The organism is Gardnerella sp. DNF01141, from assembly GCF_049244255.1.
Classification (GTDB): Bacteria; Actinomycetota; Actinomycetes; order Actinomycetales; family Bifidobacteriaceae; genus Bifidobacterium; species Bifidobacterium vaginale_E.
In genome coordinates this window covers 721,498-741,908 of record NZ_CP058391.1, presented here as the reverse complement: position 1 = coordinate 741,908, position 20,411 = coordinate 721,498, and the positions used below count along the sequence as shown (strand labels likewise).

Annotated in this window: 16 protein-coding genes and 1 tRNA gene; 13 read left to right on the top strand and 4 right to left on the bottom strand. The window is 44.8% G+C overall.

The features are described from left to right. Positions 1 to 64 precede the first annotated feature (64 nt). From HXT35_RS02695 to HXT35_RS02660, 8 genes are all read left to right on the top strand, one after another. Entirely contained in the window at positions 65 to 1,303 is a 1,239-nt protein-coding gene (locus HXT35_RS02695) for a pyridoxal phosphate-dependent aminotransferase (RefSeq protein ID WP_155114874.1), read from the top strand. A gap of 160 nt (positions 1,304 to 1,463) precedes the next feature. Continuing rightward, positions 1,464 to 1,539, top strand: a tRNA-Trp gene (locus tag HXT35_RS02690). Positions 1,540 to 1,576: 37 nt separating this feature from the next. Further along, positions 1,577 to 1,804 carry a preprotein translocase subunit SecE gene (secE, locus tag HXT35_RS02685; protein ID WP_004128616.1) on the top strand — a complete coding sequence of 76 codons (228 nt, stop codon included), beginning with the start codon at positions 1,577 to 1,579 and terminating at the stop codon, positions 1,802 to 1,804. Between the two features lie 26 nt (positions 1,805 to 1,830). Further along, on the top strand, positions 1,831 to 2,688 hold the full coding sequence (gene nusG / locus HXT35_RS02680) for a transcription termination/antitermination protein NusG (RefSeq protein ID WP_004128614.1): 858 nt from the start codon (positions 1,831 to 1,833) through the stop codon (positions 2,686 to 2,688). 367 nt (positions 2,689 to 3,055) lie between these two features. Further along, positions 3,056 to 3,487, top strand: coding sequence for a 50S ribosomal protein L11 (gene rplK / locus HXT35_RS02675; RefSeq protein WP_004118588.1), 432 nt, complete (start codon positions 3,056 to 3,058; stop codon positions 3,485 to 3,487). Positions 3,488 to 3,501: 14 nt separating this feature from the next. Further along, positions 3,502 to 4,197 (top strand): 50S ribosomal protein L1, encoded by a 696-nt coding sequence (gene rplA / locus HXT35_RS02670; RefSeq protein ID WP_004128613.1) that lies wholly within the window; start codon positions 3,502 to 3,504, stop codon positions 4,195 to 4,197. Between the two features lie 674 nt (positions 4,198 to 4,871). Next, positions 4,872 to 5,606: a hypothetical protein gene (locus HXT35_RS02665; protein WP_421777625.1), complete on the top strand. Its 735-nt coding sequence runs from the start codon at positions 4,872 to 4,874 to the stop codon at positions 5,604 to 5,606. Positions 5,607 to 6,824: 1,218 nt separating this feature from the next. Next, positions 6,825 to 7,217: a hypothetical protein gene (locus HXT35_RS02660; protein WP_230455193.1), complete on the top strand. Its 393-nt coding sequence runs from the start codon at positions 6,825 to 6,827 to the stop codon at positions 7,215 to 7,217. An 18-nt stretch (positions 7,218 to 7,235) separates the two neighbouring features. Here HXT35_RS02660 and HXT35_RS02655 read toward each other — a convergent pair whose 3' ends face one another. Then, positions 7,236 to 8,381: a RelA/SpoT domain-containing protein gene (locus HXT35_RS02655; protein WP_004128604.1), complete on the bottom strand. Its 1,146-nt coding sequence runs from the start codon at positions 8,379 to 8,381 to the stop codon at positions 7,236 to 7,238. A gap of 46 nt (positions 8,382 to 8,427) precedes the next feature. On the opposite strand from HXT35_RS02655, the gene HXT35_RS02650 reads away from it, so the two are divergent. Further along, a complete protein-coding gene (locus HXT35_RS02650) occupies positions 8,428 to 8,889 on the top strand; it encodes a Panacea domain-containing protein (RefSeq protein WP_004128600.1) in 462 nt (153 codons plus the stop codon). A gap of 639 nt (positions 8,890 to 9,528) precedes the next feature. Further along, the gene (locus HXT35_RS02645) at positions 9,529 to 10,674 is read left to right on the top strand and encodes a hypothetical protein (RefSeq protein WP_004128597.1); all 1,146 of its coding nucleotides are present in this window, start codon (positions 9,529 to 9,531) and stop codon (positions 10,672 to 10,674) included. A gap of 410 nt (positions 10,675 to 11,084) precedes the next feature. Here the strand turns inward: HXT35_RS02645 and HXT35_RS02640 are convergent, their stop codons facing one another. After that, positions 11,085 to 12,362: a PucR family transcriptional regulator gene (locus tag HXT35_RS02640; protein ID WP_004128594.1), complete on the bottom strand. Its 1,278-nt coding sequence runs from the start codon at positions 12,360 to 12,362 to the stop codon at positions 11,085 to 11,087. Then, complete coding sequence (locus HXT35_RS02635; protein WP_004128592.1) at positions 12,325 to 14,493, bottom strand: DUF6020 family protein; 2,169 nt, start codon at positions 14,491 to 14,493, stop codon at positions 12,325 to 12,327. Before HXT35_RS02635 ends, HXT35_RS02640 begins: the two co-directional genes overlap by 38 nt. 106 nt (positions 14,494 to 14,599) lie before the next feature. Between HXT35_RS02635 and HXT35_RS02630 the strand changes: the two genes are divergently transcribed. Then, positions 14,600 to 15,502 carry a biotin--[acetyl-CoA-carboxylase] ligase gene (locus HXT35_RS02630; protein ID WP_004128590.1) on the top strand — a complete coding sequence of 301 codons (903 nt, stop codon included), beginning with the start codon at positions 14,600 to 14,602 and terminating at the stop codon, positions 15,500 to 15,502. 405 nt (positions 15,503 to 15,907) lie between these two features. Here HXT35_RS02630 and HXT35_RS02625 read toward each other — a convergent pair whose 3' ends face one another. Continuing rightward, on the bottom strand, positions 15,908 to 16,561 hold the full coding sequence (locus HXT35_RS02625; RefSeq protein WP_004128588.1) for a biotin transporter BioY: 654 nt from the start codon (positions 16,559 to 16,561) through the stop codon (positions 15,908 to 15,910). Positions 16,562 to 16,774: 213 nt separating this feature from the next. Between HXT35_RS02625 and HXT35_RS02620 the strand changes: the two genes are divergently transcribed. Together HXT35_RS02620 and HXT35_RS02615 are read left to right on the top strand one after the other, a co-directional pair. Next, a complete protein-coding gene (locus HXT35_RS02620) occupies positions 16,775 to 18,703 on the top strand; it encodes a biotin carboxylase N-terminal domain-containing protein (protein ID WP_004128586.1) in 1,929 nt (642 codons plus the stop codon). Then, positions 18,700 to 20,346 (top strand): acyl-CoA carboxylase subunit beta, encoded by a 1,647-nt coding sequence (locus HXT35_RS02615; protein ID WP_004128583.1) that lies wholly within the window; start codon positions 18,700 to 18,702, stop codon positions 20,344 to 20,346. Before HXT35_RS02620 ends, HXT35_RS02615 begins: the two co-directional genes overlap by 4 nt. The last annotated feature ends 65 nt before the right edge of the window (positions 20,347 to 20,411 follow it).

The following is a 20,411-nucleotide window of genomic DNA, read 5'->3' as shown; positions in this document are numbered from 1 at the left end:
GCAACAAACTCCGGAGATTTGCGGCAAATTTACCGTTTCGCGGCTTGCGGTTACACTAGAAACCATGGCAGAGAATATGGTAGATACTTCCGCACAAGAAGATTGGCGCGTATTAAGCAATCGCATTAACAAAGTCGCCCCAAGCGCAACGCTTGCAGTCGACGGCAAAGCAAAAGCTATGAAAGCTTCCGGCGTTGACGTAGTAAGTTTCGGCGCAGGCGAGCCAGATTTCCCTACTCCTTCCTACATTGTTGAAGCCGCAGCTGCTGCCTGCAAAGACCCTCGCAACTACCGATACACCGCTACTGCTGGTCTGCCGGAGCTTAGAGAGGCGATCGCCCGCAAAGTTAAGCGCGATTCTGGCTACGAAGTCTCCCCAAATCAAGTCGTAGTAACAAACGGCGGAAAGCAAGCCGTTTACGAAGCATGCCAAATCCTTTTAAATGATGGCGATGAAGTTATTATTCCAGCCCCATATTGGACTAGCTACCCGGAGGCCGTAAAGCTTGCAGGCGGCGTGCCTGTGCCGGTTTTGGCAGGTGCAGAACGCGGTTTTGAGCCAGATATTGATGCGCTTGAAGCAGCACGCACTCCACGCACTTGCGCAATTATTGTAACTTCGCCGTCAAATCCTACGGGCGCTATTTGGAGCGCGCAAACTATTCGCGCAATCGGCCAGTGGGCCGTAAAACACCATATTTGGGTTCTTTCCGACGAAATCTACGAGCATCTTCATTACGACGGAATTTCAACTTCTTACATTGGCGTTGAGGTTCCGGAAGTTAGAAATCAGCTGTTGATTTTAAACGGTGTTGCAAAGACTTACGCAATGCCAGGATGGCGAGTTGGTTGGATGGTTGCGCCTGAGGATGTTGCAAAAGCTGCTGTAAAGCTGCAAAGTCACATGACTTCTAACGTTTCTAATATTTCGCAACGAGCTGCAATTGCTGCAGTTGGCGGATCTTTAGACGTGGTTTCCACAATGCGAGAGTCTTTTGACGCTCGTCGCAAGGCAATTGTGGAAGCGCTGAATAATATTGACGGCGTTACCTGCCCGCTTCCTCACGGCGCTTTTTACGCTTTTGCTAACGTTGAGGCGCTTCTTGAGCGTCCTCTTGGAGAAAAAAGTGAAGTTCCGCATACTTCTTCGCGATTCGCGGAAATGTTGCTTGATGAAGCGCATGTAGCTGCCGTTCCTGGCGAGGCTTTTGGCGCTCCAGGTTATTTGCGATTTTCTTGCGCGCTCGCGGACGATCAGCTTGCAGAAGGTATGCGTCGCATGAAAAAGTGGGTTGAGGCTTAGTTTTTAGTTGGTTGAATCTCAACTTTAGTGGGTTGAGGCTTAGCTTTATACGACACTCGCTAAATGCTATTAATCGCGAAATCATGCCCATGAGATAACATAGCTATCTGGCGGTTTTGCTATGTCGCACCTTTTGGGGTATGATAAGCAAGTTCACCATAGGGATGTGGCGCAATTGGTAGCGCAACGGTCTCCAAAACCGTAGGTTGTGGGTTCGAGTCCCGCCGTCCCTGCCAGTTTTTAGTTCACAAATTCTACACGAAGGAATAAGGCATGGCACAGGCACGCAGCACTAAGAAAGCAGTAAAGCCGAACTTGTTCATGCGTATTGGCATGTTCGTCAAGCAAACTATCGACGAAACGCGCAAGGTTGTTGCTCCTCACGGCAAAGAGTTGTTCGCTTGGTCTATAGCTGTGTTCATATTCGTTGTGTTCTTAATGGCTTTCGTAACCTGCATGGATCTTGGCTTAGGCAAGTTCGTAATGTGGTTGTTCGGCTGAGTTGAAATTTTGAAGGTGTATAAAATATGACTGATGAGTTCAATCCCGAAGAAGCAGAAGCTGTAGAAGTTGCAGATGCTGTAGAAGATGTTGAAGCCGTAGATGCAGCTCCAGTTAACGATGCTTCTGATGCTGCTGCTGATTCTTCTGACGATGCCGCCGCTGAAGCTGCTGTTGCGTCTCTTGACGCAGATAACGCGGAAGCTGAAACTGGCGCAACTGATGCCGAATCAACTGATTCTGAATCTACTGAAGACGACCCAACTGATGCCGGCGCAATTGCTGTAGCTGAGTTTTCTAAGAAGCTGCGCACTTTGGAAGGCAAGTGGTATGTGCTTCACACCTACTCTGGCTATGAGAAGCGTGTAAAGACTAACGTTGAATCTCGTGTGCAGAACTTTGGTTTGGAAGATAAGATTTTCCAGATTGAAGTTCCAATGGAAGAAGTTGAGAAGCATACGGAAAAGGGTAAGAAAGTTATTACCCGCGTGCGTGTGCCAGGTTATGTGCTCATTCGCATGTGGCCGGATGAAAACGCTCGTCGCATTGTGCGCGAAACTGAGGGCGTGACTGGTTTCGTTGGACCTTCTAGAGAGCCAGCTCCATTGAGCCGCAAGGAAGTTGTGGCAATGATGGCTCCTATGATTGCTTCCGAAGCTTTGAAGAACGCTGGAGATAAGCCTGCAGCTGCACGTAAGCGCAAGGTTGAAGTTGCTTACAAGGTTGGCGATCAGGTTACTGTTACAGACGGTCCATTCTCTACTATGGCTGCTGTGGTTTCGGACGTGGAGCCTACAACTCAGAAGCTTACAGTGTTGGTTTCCATCTTTGGTCGTGAAACTCCTGTGGAGCTTGGTTTCAACCAGGTTGAGCCGATTGTTTGAGCTGAAATCCTGAGCCGAAATCTTAAGCAGAAATCTTAAGTTTTTATAACTTTTACAAACCGGGGCGCGTTAATTTGCGCTCCGGTTTTGTTTATTTACCGAGCCATGGCATATTTTGTGAATATTTATAGGTAGCCTCATATTAAGCATGTATGTGAAAATATGTTGCTGCTAAATGTTAAGAATTGCAGCTGTCGTAATGCAGCGTGTCGCGAAGATGTGGCATAATAGGAAGGCTTGTGACTGGAGGAGTAATCCGCTAGCACAGCACAGCAATACAAGATGCGGGAGGAAGCTGCAAAACGGCTTTATATCAGCGTTTGTAGCAACCGTTTGAACCGCTTGTACAAGAAAGAAGAACCATATTATGGCTCCGAAAAAGAAAGTCTCCGCGCTTATTAAGCTCGAGATTCAGGCTGGTAAAGCAAATCCAGCCCCACCACTGGGTCCAGCATTAGGCTCCCACGGCGTGAACATCATGGACTTCTGCAAGGCCTATAACGACCAGACGAAGGACAAGATGGGTCAGATCGTCCCAGTAGAGATCACCGTTTACGAAGATCGTTCCTTCACCTTCATTTTGAAGACCCCACCAGCCGCTGCTTTGTTGCTTAAGGCTGCTGGCATTCAGAAGGGCACCGAGAATCCATTGACTCACAAGGTTGGTTCTGTGACCAAGGCTCAGGTGCGCGAAATCGCCGAAATTAAGATGCCTGACCTCTCCGCACGTGACGTCGAGGCCGGTATGAAGATCATCGCGGGCACCGCTCGCTCGATGGGTATTACCGTTACCGACTGAAAGGGAGTGTAGAAATGGCTAAGCGTTCTAAGAAGTATCGTGAAGCGGCTGAGAAGATCGACCGCAATAACCTGTACACCCCAGCTGAAGCTATTGCTTTGTTGCAGAGCATGCCAAAGCACGCTTTCGACGAGTCCGTTGAGGCTGTTATGCGCCTTAATGTAGATCCTCGCAAGGCTGATCAGTTGGTTCGTGGCGTTGTGAACTTGCCAAACGGCACCGGTAAAACCGCTAAGGTTTTGGTGTTTGCTCGTGGCCCAAAGGCTACTGAGGCTCAGGAAGCTGGCGCCGACATCGTTGGTGATGACGAATTGATCGAAAAGGTTGCCGGCGGCTTCCTTGACTTCGATGCAGTCGTTGCAACCCCAGACATGATGGGTAAGGTTGGCCGCTTGGGTCGTGTTCTCGGTCCTCGTAGCTTGATGCCAAATCCAAAGACTGGCACCGTGACCATGGATGTTGCCAAGGCTGTTGCAGACATTAAGGGCGGTAAGATTGAGTTCCGCGTGGATCGCCAGGGCAACCTGTCCTTCCTCTTCGGCAAGCTCTCCTTCGATGCCAAGGCTCTTGAAGAAAACTTCAAGGCTGTTGCAGACGAAGTCCGCCGTTTGAAGCCAACCACCATTAAGGGTCGTTACATTACTAAGGTAACTGTGACTTCCACAATGGCTCCTGGTGTTCCAGTGGATATTGCAAGCATCGCTGCCTGATTTTATTGCTTAAGTTATTGCCTGCGTAATTTTGCGCGCAATATAATTAAGCGCTAAGGCTTAAACGCTGAGAATGTGCTCTTTTTGAGTTACGTTTTCAGCGTTTTTTGTTACTTGCGTCGCTGCGTTTCTGCGTTAGTAACGAATAATTGCGATTTAGTGTTGATAGTGCAGTACGCAGACTGCGTTAATAACGAATAAATGCGATTTATCGTTACTGGCGCAGTACGAAGACTGCATTAGTAACGAATAGGTGACGATGTGGTTCGCGGCGCGTGTGGTCTCCGCGTGTAGCGCACGGCGTGTCGCGCTGTGAGTGGCGGTTTTTCAAGGGTTTGAGGGCGACTCGGGGGAGCGGCGGCGAGTTTCCTGAGAGTTTTCTGAGAAAAATCTTTGAAAATCGTGAAATAGTATTTTTTACGATTAAACAGTGTTGTTTAGCGTATTTTTTATGGTTTTACGTGCTTTTACTGGAATATTTTTGTAATTTTGATGATATTTTCTGTGTTGAATGCTTGTTTTTGCTCTTGACTTTTTCGAACGGGGGGGGGGTATGTTAATAACAGCTTTCAGCTAGATACTCTATCTGAAAGTTATCCACAAGAGATTGATTTTGTGGGTTTATGTTTTTCACTGCGTTTTAAGCGTGGTGGAGAAGAAGAAAGGAAAATATTATGTTTAACAAGAAGGCTATCGCTGCACTTGCTGCTGGCGCCACCCTCGTTTCTGGCTTGGCTTTCGCCGCCCCAGCTTTCGCTGCAGGTTTTTCTGGCTATGGTTCCGGCACTAATGGTGACGTTACTAAGCACGGCACTACTGAACAGCTCGGTGATACTACTCAGACTGATTCCCCAGCCGTTCCTAAGAAGGCTAGCGACATGCGTTTTGGTGAAGCTTCCAAGTTCGATGAAAAGGGCATTAAGGCTACAGATTATCCAGCATATGAGAACCCAGTTTACAACGAGGGTTACAATCCTGAGTATTCCAAGCATGCTGGTGCTGTAGAAGCTAAGAACAATGAGCTTGTTCGCTTGTACAACAAGAAGATTGAAAAGATTTACGCATGCGGCACTGCAGATGCGCTTATTGCAGATAAGGTTAAGTGCGTTGCTGAGATGGAGAAGGAGAAGGAGAACTTCGTTAACAACCGTCTCCCAAGCCTTTCTACTGAGGATGTTTACGGCCCACGCGATTCCAAGAACCGCACCGTAATGAAGTCTCATCGTCCAATCGATGGAGATAAGCCAGAAGCTAAGAAGGCTGAAGATAAGAAGGTTGCTCCAGCTAAGGCTGCTGGTAAGAAGGCTGCTGCTCCATTGGCTAAGACCGGTGCTGCTGTAGCTTTGGCTGCTGTTGCTGCTTCCGTGCTTGCTGGCATGGGTGCTGCTCTTCGCAAGATCCGTCACTAAGCTGTTAGCACATTAAGTGTGTTGATTGTTTAATGATTTGTTTGTGAGCGCACTGTATGTGAGTATGGTGCGCTCACTTGTTAAATCTTTCACTCAACGTGCTGCAAGGGCTTTATGTTTTTGCGGCGGGTTTGCTTTCGGGCTTTTGCATGATTCTACTGTTTTGCCAAATCTCTTTCTTCACGGTAGTGTTGTGCGCTGGTTTTCGGGGGCGTGACTGTTGAGTGTTTGGCTGGCTTGTTTGTTAGGGAAACGAGTCGGTTTTGTTAAAGGGCTTGGGTTTGGTGCTACTAGGGGCATCAGACTCCAGGCCCTTTCTTTTTATGCGTAAAGAGATTGTACAGAATGTACAGTAAGCATAGTAATTTTTTAAATACGATTTGAAAACGAAAGTTTTGCGGGCGATGCATTTATGCGTCGCCCGATTTTTTTGATTACTCCTGAATTGGTTAGTGGTATTTTTGCAGGGGGTGCGTTAATATTTGCTGGACTACAAGTCGGAGTCGATTGATAAAGAAAAAATTTTGTGTCTTATAAGTCAAATGAAGAAAAAGGTTAAATATTATTTTGAAATAGAAGATATACAATTTGTGAGAATTAATAACAAAGTTTCCATTAATGAATAAATCAATTATGACAAAGTTAATTGCGTTGTCATTGTAGTACGCAGATATTGCACTTACTAAAAGCGGGTTTGAAATGCTTAATTTAAAAGATAAATTATATTCCTTTTTTAACAGTCGTAGGAATTGTATACTAGTGGCACGCATGCTTTTAATAGTATTATCTGTGCTTTTACTGTATTTTACCATAGCCATAATTTTTTACGGTAATATTGAATACTCAAAGCGAATATATTCTATTGTTAATGCTTGTGTAGTGTACTTAATACTATTTTTATTGTTCCTTATTTATTTAAAGTTTAAGAACAATGAAATTCTATTTTTAATACCTTTTATTCAGTTGTATTTATCCTTTTGCATTTCGGCATATATTTATTATGATACAACTAAAGGTTTGCCAGAATGTTATAAATCGCTAGCAATGTTCATTCTATGGTTTATACCGTTCTGCTTTTTAGTGCGCAGAAGCGTTAAAGCTTTCTTGAAAAGTTCAAAGTTCTTGATTTCTGTTTCGTCAGTATTGTTTACACTTTTAGGGTTTTTAAATGAGTCTAATTGGACAATAGTTGCTTTGATAATAACGTGCATTGTATTTTTGCTTAAATTGGAAAATTTACAGATTCTATGTAAAGGGATATTTGATATAAAAATAGAAGATTCAGATAGTAATAAATATAAATTAATTATTATCAATATTATGACAGTAGTTTTTGAAGCAATGTTGTATTTATCTCTGAAACTTTCTGAGTATTTATCAGAATTATTAAATTGGCTTTACGATTGCGTTAGTGTTAGTGGTGGTACGAGATTGTTAAATAATGAAATTATTACAGAACATATGTGGTTAGGATTTTACAGGTTTATTATTTTAGCTATTATTTTCATTATTGTATGTAATCTTTTTGAAAGTAAGCAGAATGCCATCTCAACATGCATAAAAAATATATTCGACTGCGAAGATAACGCACAGATTAAGAAGAATTCATGATTATTGCTCTAAGGCTTATTAATTAATTACTTCTTCTACTTTTTCAATGAATTTTTCTATGTTATATAAGTAATTAGGGTAAGTATCGTTTAGCTGTTTTTCGTTTTGTGCATAAATAAGTACGCTGTTAAAGTCAGTTATATCTGATGTTTGAGCACCTGACTTATTAACTGTTAAGTTTTTATTTACGCTACTGTTGTCGATTTCTGCATGCTGAATTTTGTTATCTTCACCGTTTATGATGCTATTTTCTTTGCTGTTATAGTTTGTTATAGCTTTTTCTACGCAATCCATAGTGTATGAATGTATGGTTAATTCTTGCGTTTCTCGCGATAACTCCAGTAGGTAAAGCCCTTCGCCGCCTTGTGTACTATTTTTTTGCATGTTAATAGTTACGCTGTTTCGTGCAGCTTCAAGATCTTCAATAATTCCTTTAAAATCATTGTTTGTTCGCATTGAATTTGCGAGTTTTTTCTTATACTCACTGCAAGTGTCATCGTTGCTTTCGTTGTAAGCAAATAACTTAGAGATTACTTTGAAGAATTGTACGCAAGATTGTATTCGAGTATTACCTTTACTTACCAAAGTAGGATCTTTGTATTCTACGTTATCTATCTCACTCATAGCTTCTACTGCTGTTGACCAATAGTGTTGAAGCTTGGTTCGTATTTGTAGTTCAATCCTATATTGTCTATCTATTTTTTCTTGGTTTAATGTTTGTTTTACGATTACGTGCAGTGACCTGTATCCGGACTCTTCTGGATTTTTTATATAGTCTTTCGTTTTCTTAATATCGATTCCCCCAGCTTCTTTAAGATTAAGAATTTCATCATAAACTTCGTAAACTTCACTCACAGAATTTACAATCGCCCTACACCCTGCAATGTCATCTATTGCACCAAGCTCAAAATTTCCATTGCTGCGGTATAACTTTTTAAGTATTGATTCTTTGCGTTTAAGACGATACGTAGCCATTGCGTCTGGATACTTATTTATGATTCCAACAAGTTTTTTGAAAAAGATTTGTGCTGGTTCTTCATGCTGATGGCGCCATGCGTTGAGGATGGATATCTGTTTGCCATACTCTTCTGAGTTTTGCTGATCTCTCAATTCCTTAAGTATTTCGCCAGCTGCATTAGCTTGCTTTCGGCTAATTATCGTCATACGAATATAATATATAACTTGTATGTTTTATAAAAGGGAGGTGCGTATGACAACAATCTTTAATGTGGCATCGTACATCCTTGATATTACTGGAACTATTACCACTATGAAGCTGCAGAAGCTAGCTTACTATTCGCAAGCGTATTCTTTGGCGATTAAAGGATGTCCGTTATTTAACGAGGATTTTCAGGCATGGAGGAATGGTCCTGTTTGCCCGGAATTATTTGCATTGCATCGTGGTAAGTTTTTGATTCGTAAAGGTGAGCTTGTACTTCCAAATACTGAGAAACTTCAGGATAATTCTTTAACGGATGACCAAAAGATTCTTGTGGAAAAGGTATGCGAAAAGTTTGCTGGATATTCTGGTAGTGATTTGAGCGCTATGACGCATAGTGAAGATCCATGGAAGAATGCTTATGATGGTGCTAATGGTTCGGCAATATGCGTTCAAAAAATTACTAAAGATTCTTTGAAAGATTACTATTCAACTCATAATTTTTTGCGGTAAGCGCTGTGTATTAGGAGATGTGCAGTAAGAGCTGTGTAGTAAGCGCTGCATTTTCTATATGTAACACGCTTCTACTTATGCTGTATCTAATCAACCTAAACTGCTCAGCTGTGAGTAGTTTAGGTTGCTTTTTTGTAAGATTTCGACCAAAACGACTCAGTGGTGAGTAGTTTAGGTCGCTTTTGCGGAAGATTCCGACCTAAACAGCGCAGGCTTGAGTAGTTTTGGTCGTGAGTGAAGGCGGGTCTCCGCGTGTAGCGCACGGCGTGTCGTTTAGAAATGGCGGTTTTTCAAGGGTTTGCGGGTGGCGTTGGGTGGCGGCCGCGAGTTTCCTGAGAGTTTTCTGAGAAAAATCTTTGAAAATCGTGAAATAGTATTTTTTACGATTAAACAGTGCTGTTTAGCGTATTTTTTGTGGTTTTACGAGCTTTTACTGGAATATTTTCGTAGTTTTGTTGATGTTTTCTGTGTTGGATGCGTATTTTTGCTCTTGACTTTTTCGAACGGGGGGGGGTATGTTAATAACAGCTTTCAGCTAGATGCTCTATCTGAAAGTTATCCACAAGAGATTGATTTTGTGGGTTTATGTTTTTTCACCATGTGTTTCAAGCGTGGTGGAGAAGAAGAAAGGAAAATATTATGTTTAACAAGAAGGCTATCGCCGCACTCGCTGCTGGCGCCACCCTCGTTTCCGGCTTGGCATTCGCCGCCCCAGCAATGGCTGACAATTTGGATGATATGCTCACTCCTAATGCTAATGCTGCTAAGGTTGAGCAGGCTAAGGAAGCTCTCAAGGCTGATCAGAAGACTCTGACTGAGAAGAAGGAAGCTCTCGAGAAGGCTGAGAAGGAATTAAAGACTGCTCAGGCTGATGAGCAGGCTAAGAAGGTTGCTTTTGATAACGCTGATGAGGCTGGTAAGGCTGCTGCTAAGGCTGCTTACGAGGCTGCTCAGGGTGTAACTAAGACAAAGCAGACTGCTGTTGAAGAAGCTAAGAAGGCTGTCACCAATGCTCAGAATAAGGTTGATTCTGATAATGAAGTGATTAATGCTGGTAAGCCATCTAGCACCACCCCAACCACTCCAACCACCCCAAAGAATGATAAGAAGATTGATCTTATTAATCTTTTGAATGGTGGCGATGAACCATCTGGCGCTACCATGGTTTCCCCACTTGGTACCAGCACTCTTTACACCAACTACAAGGGTTTGACCGCTGAACTTATCAAGAAGGGTATCACCAACGTTGCTGCTTACGATGCTCTTCTCGACAAGCTCGAGTTCGGTTTGAAGCAGTCAGGTTGGGCTAACATCATTAAGAACTTCGGTGGCGACAACTGCGCTTACTTGGGTAAGCTTCGTCGTCAGCTCCAGAAGGCTGTAAAGCACTACGGCCACGTTGAGGCTGCTGTGAAGGATATTATTGCAGAGCTTAACGAGGATTACAAGGATGCTAAGGCTAACGAGGATTGGGATGCAGCTAAGGTAATCAAGGGCAAGCTTGCTCAGGCTAAGGGCTTGCTTGAGGTTGCTCATCACAACCGTACTCGCGCTGAAGCTATCTTGGATTCCGCTAATGATCACGCTCGTGATTTGAGCTGCGATACTGGCGCTAAGGATATCTTGAAGGCTCTTAAGGGCGACAAGGCTGATAAGAAGTCTGATAAGAAGGCCGATAAGAAGTCTGCTCCATTGGCTAAGACCGGTGCTGCTGTAGCTTTGGCTGCTGTTGCTGCTTCCGTGCTTGCTGGCATGGGTGCTGCTCTTCGCAAGATCCGTCACTAAGCTGTTAGCACATTAAGTGTGTTGATTGTTTAATGATTTGTTTGTGAGCGCACTGTATGTGAGTATGGTGCGCTCACTTGTTAAATCTTTCACTCAACGTGCTGCAAGGGCTTTATGTTTTTGCGGCGGGTTTGCTTTCGGGCTTTTGCATGATTCTACTGTTTTGCCAAATCTCTTTCTTCACGGTAGTGTTGTGCGCTGGTTTTCGGGGGCGTGACTGTTGAGTGTTTGGCTGGCTTGTTTGTTAGGGAAACGAGTCGGTTTTGTTAAAGGGCTTGGGTTTGGTGCTACTAGGGGCATCAGGCTCCAAGCCCTTTCTTTATGTTTTATTTTCGCGCGACTTTATTTTTTGCATGCTTTGTTTCTGCGCGCCTTTGTTTTTGCGCGCTTTTATTGTCGTGCACTTCGTTTTAGTGCGAATCGCGAATACGACCAATTGTTATTGCCGTTTGCAGAACGTAAGCTGCGCGCGGATCCGTAGCATCCCAACCTGTAGTTTGCGCAACCTTACGCAAACGATATCTCACGGTATTTGGATGCACATTCAGCTCGTGCGCAGTCTGATCTAACGCGCCGCCAAAACGCAAGAACATATCAATCGTTTCAAGAGTTGGATCATCACTACTGTATGGTGCTAAACTTTGATACACCTTGTTATACAAAGTATTAAAAGCAGTGGAATCGCCAATAAGCGCGCGTTCTGGAAGCACGTCATCAGTATGAATAACCTGTGGCAAATGTTTAATCGCCGGTGCAACAGCAATCGACGCAAGTATTGCGGTAAGTTCGGAAGAAATCTCACTAACTCCTTCAACTAAACTACTTACGCAAATAGGCTTTTTAGAAGGAACAAACACGCTGCAAATCTTCTCTAAAGCTTGTTCGCTAGGTTCTTCACGAACGGCAAGCAGAATAATATGCGAAGGCGTAGCAAAGGCAGCGGAATCGTTAATATTTTTAGCAAAAGACTTAGTTGCCTGCCATGCTTTAGAAATGCGTTGCAATGCGCTACTTTGCACGCGCTCAACAATAGCGTCGTAGGCGTTGCAGCTTCCGAGTTGCGGCCAAATATTGCGACGTAAAGCATCCGTATTGTCGGCAGGAGCTACAGGAGCTGGTTTTCGATTTGGGCCGTCATCCGGAGTGATTTCCTTGCCAAAAGTTCCTGCAATAATAACTATTTTTGGAGAGTCGGGCCACTGAAGCAAATGCATAAAAGCGTTAATTCTAGAATCGCAAATGCCGTTCATTAAGCAAGTTGCAATTAAAGTGTGCAGACGAAGGCGCATAGCTGAGTCGAAAATTTGGCCGTCGCGAGTGTCAAAAATGCCAAAGTCGGTGGATTTAGGAGCGCTAGGTAGGGGAGTAAAATGCGGGGCGGAGTTTGCGGAAGATTGAGTATCTTTGACTTTAGCGTCTTTGCTTTTATTATCTTTGTTCTGATTTGCAGAAAGCCTATGCCACAAGTGGTGACGATGCTTTTCTTCATTAGATTTGGTTTCTGCAATAGCATTTTCAGTCTGATTTGTTTCAGGGTTATTTGTTTCAGGCTGGCTAGTTTTAGGTTGATTAGTTTCGTAAGATTGCACGCTGGCTAGAAGCGAGAGAAAATCAAGATCTTCAGAAGGTACGAGTGAAGCGCGCTCGCTGCTATTTTGCGCAAACTGCTGTGTATGCTTCTCTTCCATCTTGTGCCTTTAACTCTAAACATTCTTTACCATTATAGCGCGTGCGAGTAGAAGTATCTCTCCAAAAAGTAAGAGCAACAAAGCAGAAAGCAAAAGCAATAGGCAGCATGTGACGCTCAAAATTATTCGCAGGTGCCAAAATCATTACTCCAATAAGCAAAGCCAAAGGCATATGCCACAAAACCGTGCGCCAGCGGCGAAGAATAATTTCCGCAACCCCAATCAGCAGCGTTGCAATAACAAAAGTATTTCCGTGAATAGGCCAGCCGATAACTGGAATATCGCTCCAAGTGCTTATGGAATCTGCAAAGTCTGTGCGGAACTGAGGATTCCAGTAGCGAATCCAATCGGAATTGCGAATATTATCCGTGTCAATATAGTATTCTGGACCAACGTATGGGCGGTCAAAAATATCGAAATAGCCGTAAGATTTCGCAAGAAAAGCATCCGTTGCAACAAGCGGACTATGCGTTACCATTTGCCACCATGCAATATTTAATTTGCTAATATTTTCGCGACTAACGTAGCGCCAGCGGTAACTTACTTTCTTTGACTGCAATCCGGAAGATTTCACAGGATCGGCATCGTAAGGCTTGTATGCTTCGGCGGTTTGATCGAGATTAAAAATAGGTGCAATAATACGTTTTGCGCTTTTAGGAATGCTGTGTGGGTCGAGTTTTGCAATGCGCGCGATTTGCTGCAATTGCACGCCGCGGCTTTCAATAGGGTCGCCATTAATAATTGCGCCACTAGAAATAAGAAGCAGCAGAGCGCCGTGAATAATAATCGTTGGAAGCAGAATAGTGCAGAGCCACAGACGCCAGCGTTTGCGCATGAATATAAACAGAAGCACGCATTGTATAAGTAGAATATACCATGCATATTTTGCGGCAATAAGCATAACGCATACAGAAATAAGAAGCTCTAAAACGGTGTGCCAGTTGGTTTTTGTGCAGTTTTGCTTAGTTTTGCTGGAGGTTGAATATGTGTTGCTTGTGTTTGAATATGCGTTGCTGAGTTCATAATTTATGCCGAACCACCACAGGAACGCGAAGGCGAAAAGTGGCGATTTTGTGAGCGCAATTGTGGAGCACACAACAAGCGGGCTTAGCAAGAACATTAGCAAGACGGCAAATCTTGCGAACATTGGGGTTTGCTGCGTTTGCTGGGTTCGCTGGAATTGTTGCGTTTGCGGCGATTGCGCAATTTTTAACCAAGGTCTATTTAAGAAGCGATTTGCGCTCGCGGCAACGCACCAAGCGGCAAATACAAACTGTATAAAAGCTAAAAGTATAATTCCAGCATCGTTAGAATCGGTGAAATATCGAGAAACTGCGGTTGTAGCACCGTAAATAACGGTTAGCACAATGTTGTGCTGATCGGTTAAATAGGTTGGCTTCGAAGGCCAAAGGTAGTGAGCTGTGGGGTAAATGTCCATTGGGACGAAGCTAAAGAAGCCAATATAGGGCTGCTTTAAGCCTGTAACCTGATTCCAAGCCCAACTGTACTCGCGAATTTGCGAGCAGATATCGGCGCCGTACGCAGCAAGCAAAGTGACCGGAGCCCAAATCCAGCCTAGGAAGAAAGTGAGGAAAAGATTGCGGCGGTTTCGTGTGGAATGCTTAATAAACCAGAGCGCGGCGTTATAAAAACGCTTCGAAATGTTGCGAATTAAGCGGCAGATTGCGGATGTGTGGTGCTTTTTGATTTTGCGAGTAGCTGTGTTTTCGCTTTTGATTTCGTTTGTTTTCTTGTCAGCTTTTTCGACAGTTTTATCTGTTTTCTCCGTGTTAGTCTTGTGCTTTTTTCTAAAAATCGACTTAATCCACGCCCCAAAACGGCTATATTGCTTAGGGAAAGACGCATGTTTGCCGTAATAAATAATCGTCCACAAAATAGTCGCGTATACTGCGAAAGCGGCAATAAAAATCAGCGCATTAATCCAAGAAAAATCAGTAATCGAACCTAAATGAACCTTAATGTCTTGGTCGCGAAAGATTGGGCCGAGGCTTGTGCAAAGTGCAAGAATAAAGCAAAGTATTGTGGAAAGTACGTAACAAAATATGCGAGATGCGAGCTCTATTCTTGCGCGCATCTGCTCAGATTGCATTTTGCAACGTATTTGCTTCATCTGTTACACCTGCTAATTTTTACGCATACTAACTGCTGCTACTTATTCTGCTTAAATTCGTGAAAATAAACACGCTAAAGCACGTAATCTGATGTAAATTATACCTATGACTACTTTTTCTTCGCAAAGTGTGGCATTGATGCCGCGCACGTCAAATGTAGCAGATTTAGTAAAATATTTCGCAATTACGGATTCTACGCAAAATATTGCGCGCGAAATCATACAAAAAGGCGAAATAATTTCGCGAGATGACGGAAAACCAACAATATTTGCGATTGTTGCAGACGAGCAAACAGCTGGTCGCGGCAGGCTTGGACGCGCGTGGGTGAGTAGACCTGGGGAAAGTTTTTTGGTATCTTTCGTAACTTTGCTGCCAAAAACTATAGTTATGGACGAAAGTAGAAACGGCTGGTTGCCAATAATTGCAGGGCTTTCGGCACGAGATGCTCTGCTGGAAACGTTCCGAGAATATAAGAGTTCACCGATTCATGCGGATGCATGTGCGCTTAAACTTAAATGGCCAAACGACGTATTTTTGCACGACTGCAAAGAAGGCGGAATCTTAACAGAAATTGTGGCTGATCCAAGCAAGGATGATGTTGTTGGAGTAGTTTTTGGAATCGGATTGAATTTGCACGTGCCGCAAGAAGTATTGCCGATTAAGATGGCAACTTCGTTGCAAATGCACATGAGCGGGCTGCCGGAAGCTACGGAATTGCGCGATGCGATTGCTGCAAAAATCGTTACTGGATTGCGAGTGAGATTATGCGATTTTATTCGTGATTATCCAAGTAATTGCGCCGGTTTGCTTAAAGGATTAAGCGATGTGTGCTGGACGCTTGGTCGCAAAGTGAACGTGCATCCAGTTGACGGAAGCGTGGTGACAGGAACTGCTGTGCGGCTTGGAGAAGATGCGTCGCTTACGATTCGTGAGGCATCTGGCGAGGAGATTGTGGTAAAAAGCGGCGATGTGCACGCAGTTGCGTATGAAGCGCGAAGACATGCTTGAGCGCAGCACAGCGTGCGCGAAGGCAACTCGGAGCGCCGAGCTTGCTCAGAGTTGAAAGCACGGTGTGCTTTCAACGCAAGCGAGGTCTGCCTTCGTCAATAAAGACGAAGGCAGGGCAGATTCGCGTGGTAGTTCATTAGGAATTCGGCTGTGATTGGCGTGCGCTGACGACCTGCTTGAGCGCAGCATTGCGCGCGCGAAAGCAATTCGGAGCGTGAGCTTGCTCAGACGGAAAGTCCAGTGGACTTTCCGTGCAAGCTCAACAGCGAGCGCTTAAAGCGCAAGCGTCAGCTGTTTGCTAGTTATCTCAGTCAAAGAGCAAGTGCGTGGCAATCTTATACAAAACGGCATTCCCTTTACAGTCGTGTAAAGGAAATGCCGTTTTTCTGCAATATAACGTTTCCGCTACGCGCGCTTTTTGTTAAGTGCGTTGTACAAGCCGGAGCAAGCCGCGCTCGCAACAAAAGCCTTAATTAAATCGCCAATCATGAAGATAATCAAGGTTGCTGCAGCAGTAGAAAGCGGCATGCCGGTAAGTAAGCTCTGACCAAAAATGCCGAATGCGTAAATCACAATCGTGCCGATTATGGAAGCAACTGAGTAAGTGCAGAAGCGTGCGAAAGTCTTCTTAAACGAGCGTTCCGGCATCATTGCGTCAAGAGCAACGTCGAATACGCGCTTCAAAGCGGCAGTTGCAGCCACGCCAAAAATAAAACCAACGAGGAAGCCAGCAGTAGGACCTACGAATACGGTCCAGCCGCCCTTAAATCCAGCGAACACAGGCAAACCTGCAGCGCCCAAAGCCAAATACATTACAACGGAAGCAACGCCCTTTTGCCAGCTCAAAGTCAAACCAATAATGCACAAAACAAGAGTCTGCAACGTAATTGGCACAGGAGTAATAGGCAGATAAATAGCTCCAGCCATAGTAGAAAGAGCTAAAAGCGCGGTTAGAAGAACCGGCTTAGCGAGCCAAGTTGCGGCTGCCTTTACATTACTAACGGTTGTGTTAGATGTTGCGGTTGCTGTAGTTGCATTATTCTGATTCATGCTAGTCATGAAAACCTTCTTTTGGTTATTGCCGGCTTGCTGATAGATTATCCGTAACTTAAAGTTGTGCTAACTTAAGTTTTTGCCGGCTGTTTTCCGTTTCGCTAATCACAATACGTGCCACAAAAATCATGTGCATTGGAGAAGTGTACAAAATTTTGCTCTAGCTTTTGTGTATGTCGGCTCATACGTAAACGCAACTTTTCTAATATCTTGTAACGTATGGTTACGAATATCAAAAAAATTCTCATCGCAAACCGCGGTGAAATCGCTTTGCGAGTTATTCGCACGGCTCACGAAATGGGCATTTCTACTGTTGCAATTTATGCGCCGACTGATCGTAACGCGCAGTTTGTAGAAATGGCAGACGAAGCGTACGCACTTTCTGGAGACACGTATCGCGACACTTATTTAAACGAGGACGCAATTCTTGACATTATTAAAAGAAGTGGCACGGATGCTGTGCACCCGGGGTATGGTTTCCTTTCGGAAGTTGCGTCTTTTGCGAAGAAAGTCAACGATGCTGGAGTTATTTGGATTGGCCCGCGCCCGGAAGCGCTTATTGATTTGGGAGATAAGATTACGGCTCGTCGCGTGGCAGTTCGCGCGAAAGTGCCGCCAGTTCCAGGCATTTCGGAGCCGGTAAAAGATATTCGAGAACTTTTAACTTTTGCGCAAACGCACGGCTATCCGGTGATGATGAAGCGCACGGATGGCGGCGGCGGACGCGGAATTACAGTCGTTCGTAACGACGACGAGTTGCGCGGTTTTTACATGAATCACGACGCTTTGCAGGGCGGCGACTTAGACGAATATTTTATTGAGCGTTTTATTGACAAAGCTCGCCACGTTGAAACGCAGTGCGGCCGCGACGCTCACGGAAATTTCACCGTATATTCCACGCGCGATTGCTCGGTGCAGCGCCGAAACCAAAAGCTGGTTGAGGAAGCTCCTGCACCGTTCTTGACTGACGATGAAAAAGATCAGCTTTACAGATATTCTCGTAACCTATTTGAAGCTGTTGATTACGTTGGTCTTGGCACGTGCGAATATATGGTGACTTCTCAGCATAAAGTCTACTTCTTGGAAGTTAATCCGCGATTGCAAGTTGAGCATACGGTTAGTGAGGAAGTTAGTGGACTTGATTTAGTGCGAGAACAGCTCAATATTGCTGACGGCGGCGAGTTGATTAAGGATCCAGAGCCTCGCGGGCACAGCTTCGAGCTTCGCATTACTTCGGAAGATCCTGCTACGAATTTGACTCCAAGTTCCGGCACTTTGACGAAGATTAAGTGGCCTTCCGGCCCTGGTATTCGCGTCGATTTTGGTGTTGAAGTTGGCGACAATATTTCGCCAAAATTCGATTCCATGATGGGCAAGCTTATTATTACTGCGCAAAGTCGCGAAACTGCTGTTGCTCGCGTGCGTCGCGCTTTGAAGGAACTTTGCATTGAGGGCGTGCCAACTCCTGCGAAACTTTTTGAGCAGATTTTTAACGACCCTGAGTTTACGGCTGAAAATCACAGTTTTGATGTGTCTACTAAGTGGATGGAACGAAAGTATTTGAACCGCGTTCCTGCAGCATCCTTGGGCGGTCAGCCGGCTTCGCTTGTTTCTGGAAAGTCTGCGGATGATTCCGAAAACAAGCAGCCCGCAATGGAATCCTTCATTATTGAGGTTGACAATAAGCGCGTAAAGCTTACAATTCCGCAAGATATTGTTGATAATTTGACCGGTTCGGCTAGAGTTCGTAGCGTTTCTAGAGCTTCGCAGCCTCTTCGCGGACGTTCGCTTCGCGGAAGTACTCACAAATCTGAAGAACAAAAGCAGATTCCTGGCGTAATTGCAGCGCCTATGCAAGCTGTTATTACGCGCGTGAATGTTGCTGAAGGCCAGCAGGTTGCTAAGGGTGATTTGCTTGTGGTGCTTGAGTCTATGAAGATGGAAAATTACGTTTACGCGCCGGCTGCAGGCACTGTTACTGGCATTTTTGTGGGGCCTGGTGACGGCGTTGAATCTGGCGCAAAACTTGTGACGATTGATCTTGCTGGAGATAAAAGTGCAGAAAAAAGCGCAGATAAAAGCGCAGATAAATCTTCCGAAAAATCTTCCGAAAAAAGCGCTGAAAAGCCGGAAGGAGAGCAGAAATGAGCACTTTAGCAAAAGAAAAGTCTGAAACTTATAAAACTGCTGAAACTTCTGAAATTTCGGAGAAAAGTGTGAATAATTCTGACGCAGCAAACTTGCAGCCTCGTCGCGGCAAGGCTGCTGTTCAGCACGCAGCGCAACTTGCGCGTGACGCAGAACAAAAAGCTTTAGAGCGTCAGCACGCAAAAGGCAAAAGCACTGCTCGCGAGCGTCTTGACCTGCTTTTTGACACAGGCTCATTCGTGGAAATCGGCCGCTTTAACGGCGGTGATATTAATAACGATGTTGCCGGATGCGCTGTAATCACCGGTTTTGGCGAAGTTTATGGCAGAAAAGTTGCAGTTTACGCACAAGACTTTTCTGTTCGCGGTGGAACTCTTGGCAAAGCGGAAGGCGAGAAAATCTGCCATCTTTTAGACATGGCTGTTGAGCTTCGCGTGCCAGTTGTTGCCGTAATTGATTCCGGTGGCGCTCGCATTCAGGAAGGTGTTAGCGCGCTTATGCAATACGGTCGCATCTTCAAAAAAACTTGCGAAGCGAGCGGCTTAATTCCGCAAATCTCCATTATTCTTGGACCTTGTGCTGGCGGAGCCGTGTATTGCCCTGCGTTGACAGATTTGATTATTATGACTCGCGAGCACTCAAACATGTTCGTAACTGGCCCGGATGTTGTTAAAGCTGCAACCGGTGAGGCTATTAGTATGGACGATTTGGGCGGCGGCCTTGTGCATAACGCAACTTCCGGCGTTGCTCACTATTTGGGTGAAGATGAAGCGGACGCAATTGACTACGCGCGCACAGTTTTGGCTTATTTGCCATCTAGTTGCGAAGTAGAGCCTCCTACTTTTGCTTATGCTGCAACGCGCGCGGATCGTGAAACTGCGCGAGAGTTGGCAAGTATTGTTCCGGATAACGACCGTCAGCCTTACGACGTGCTCGACGTGATTCGCAGAATAGTTGACTACGGTGAGTTTGTGCAAGTGCAGGAATTATACGCTGCGTCTGCAGTGGTTGGTTTTGCTTGCATTGAGGGGCATCCTGTTGGAATCGTGGCAAATCAGCCTAAGGTGAACGCTGGTATTTTGGACGTAAATTCTTCCGAAAAAGTTGCGCGATTCGTGCGTTTGTGCGACGCATTTAACTTGCCTGTTGTGACTTTGGTTGATACTCCAGGTTACAAACCTGGTTCTGATCAGGAGCATGCTGGAATTATTCGAAGGGGAGCGAAGGTGATTTATGCGTACGCAAATGCGCAAGTTCCGCTGGTTACGGTGATTTTGCGCAAAGCTTTCGGCGGAGCTTACATTGTGATGGGCTCGAAGTCGATGGGTGCGGACGTAAATTACGCGTGGCCAACCAGCCAGATTGCAGTTTTGGGTGCTCAAGGAGCTGTGAATATTATTCATCGTAAAGATTTGCAGAAAGCTAAAGAGCGTGGGCAAGATGTTTCGGCTCTTCGAAAACAGCTGGTTGACGAATATGAAGCGACTACTGTGAACGCAAATCTTTCGCTGGAAACTGGTCAGATTGATGCGATGATTGACCCGGAGCAGACTCGCGATATGATTGCCGGCTCGTTGAAACTTTTGCGCAGTAAAAAGCGCGTTTCTAGAACTGGAAAGCATCACGGAAATCAGCCGATGTAAGCAGATTTATAAAACTATAGAAATTATCAAACTTATAACTAAAAAACTATAGAACTTACAAAACT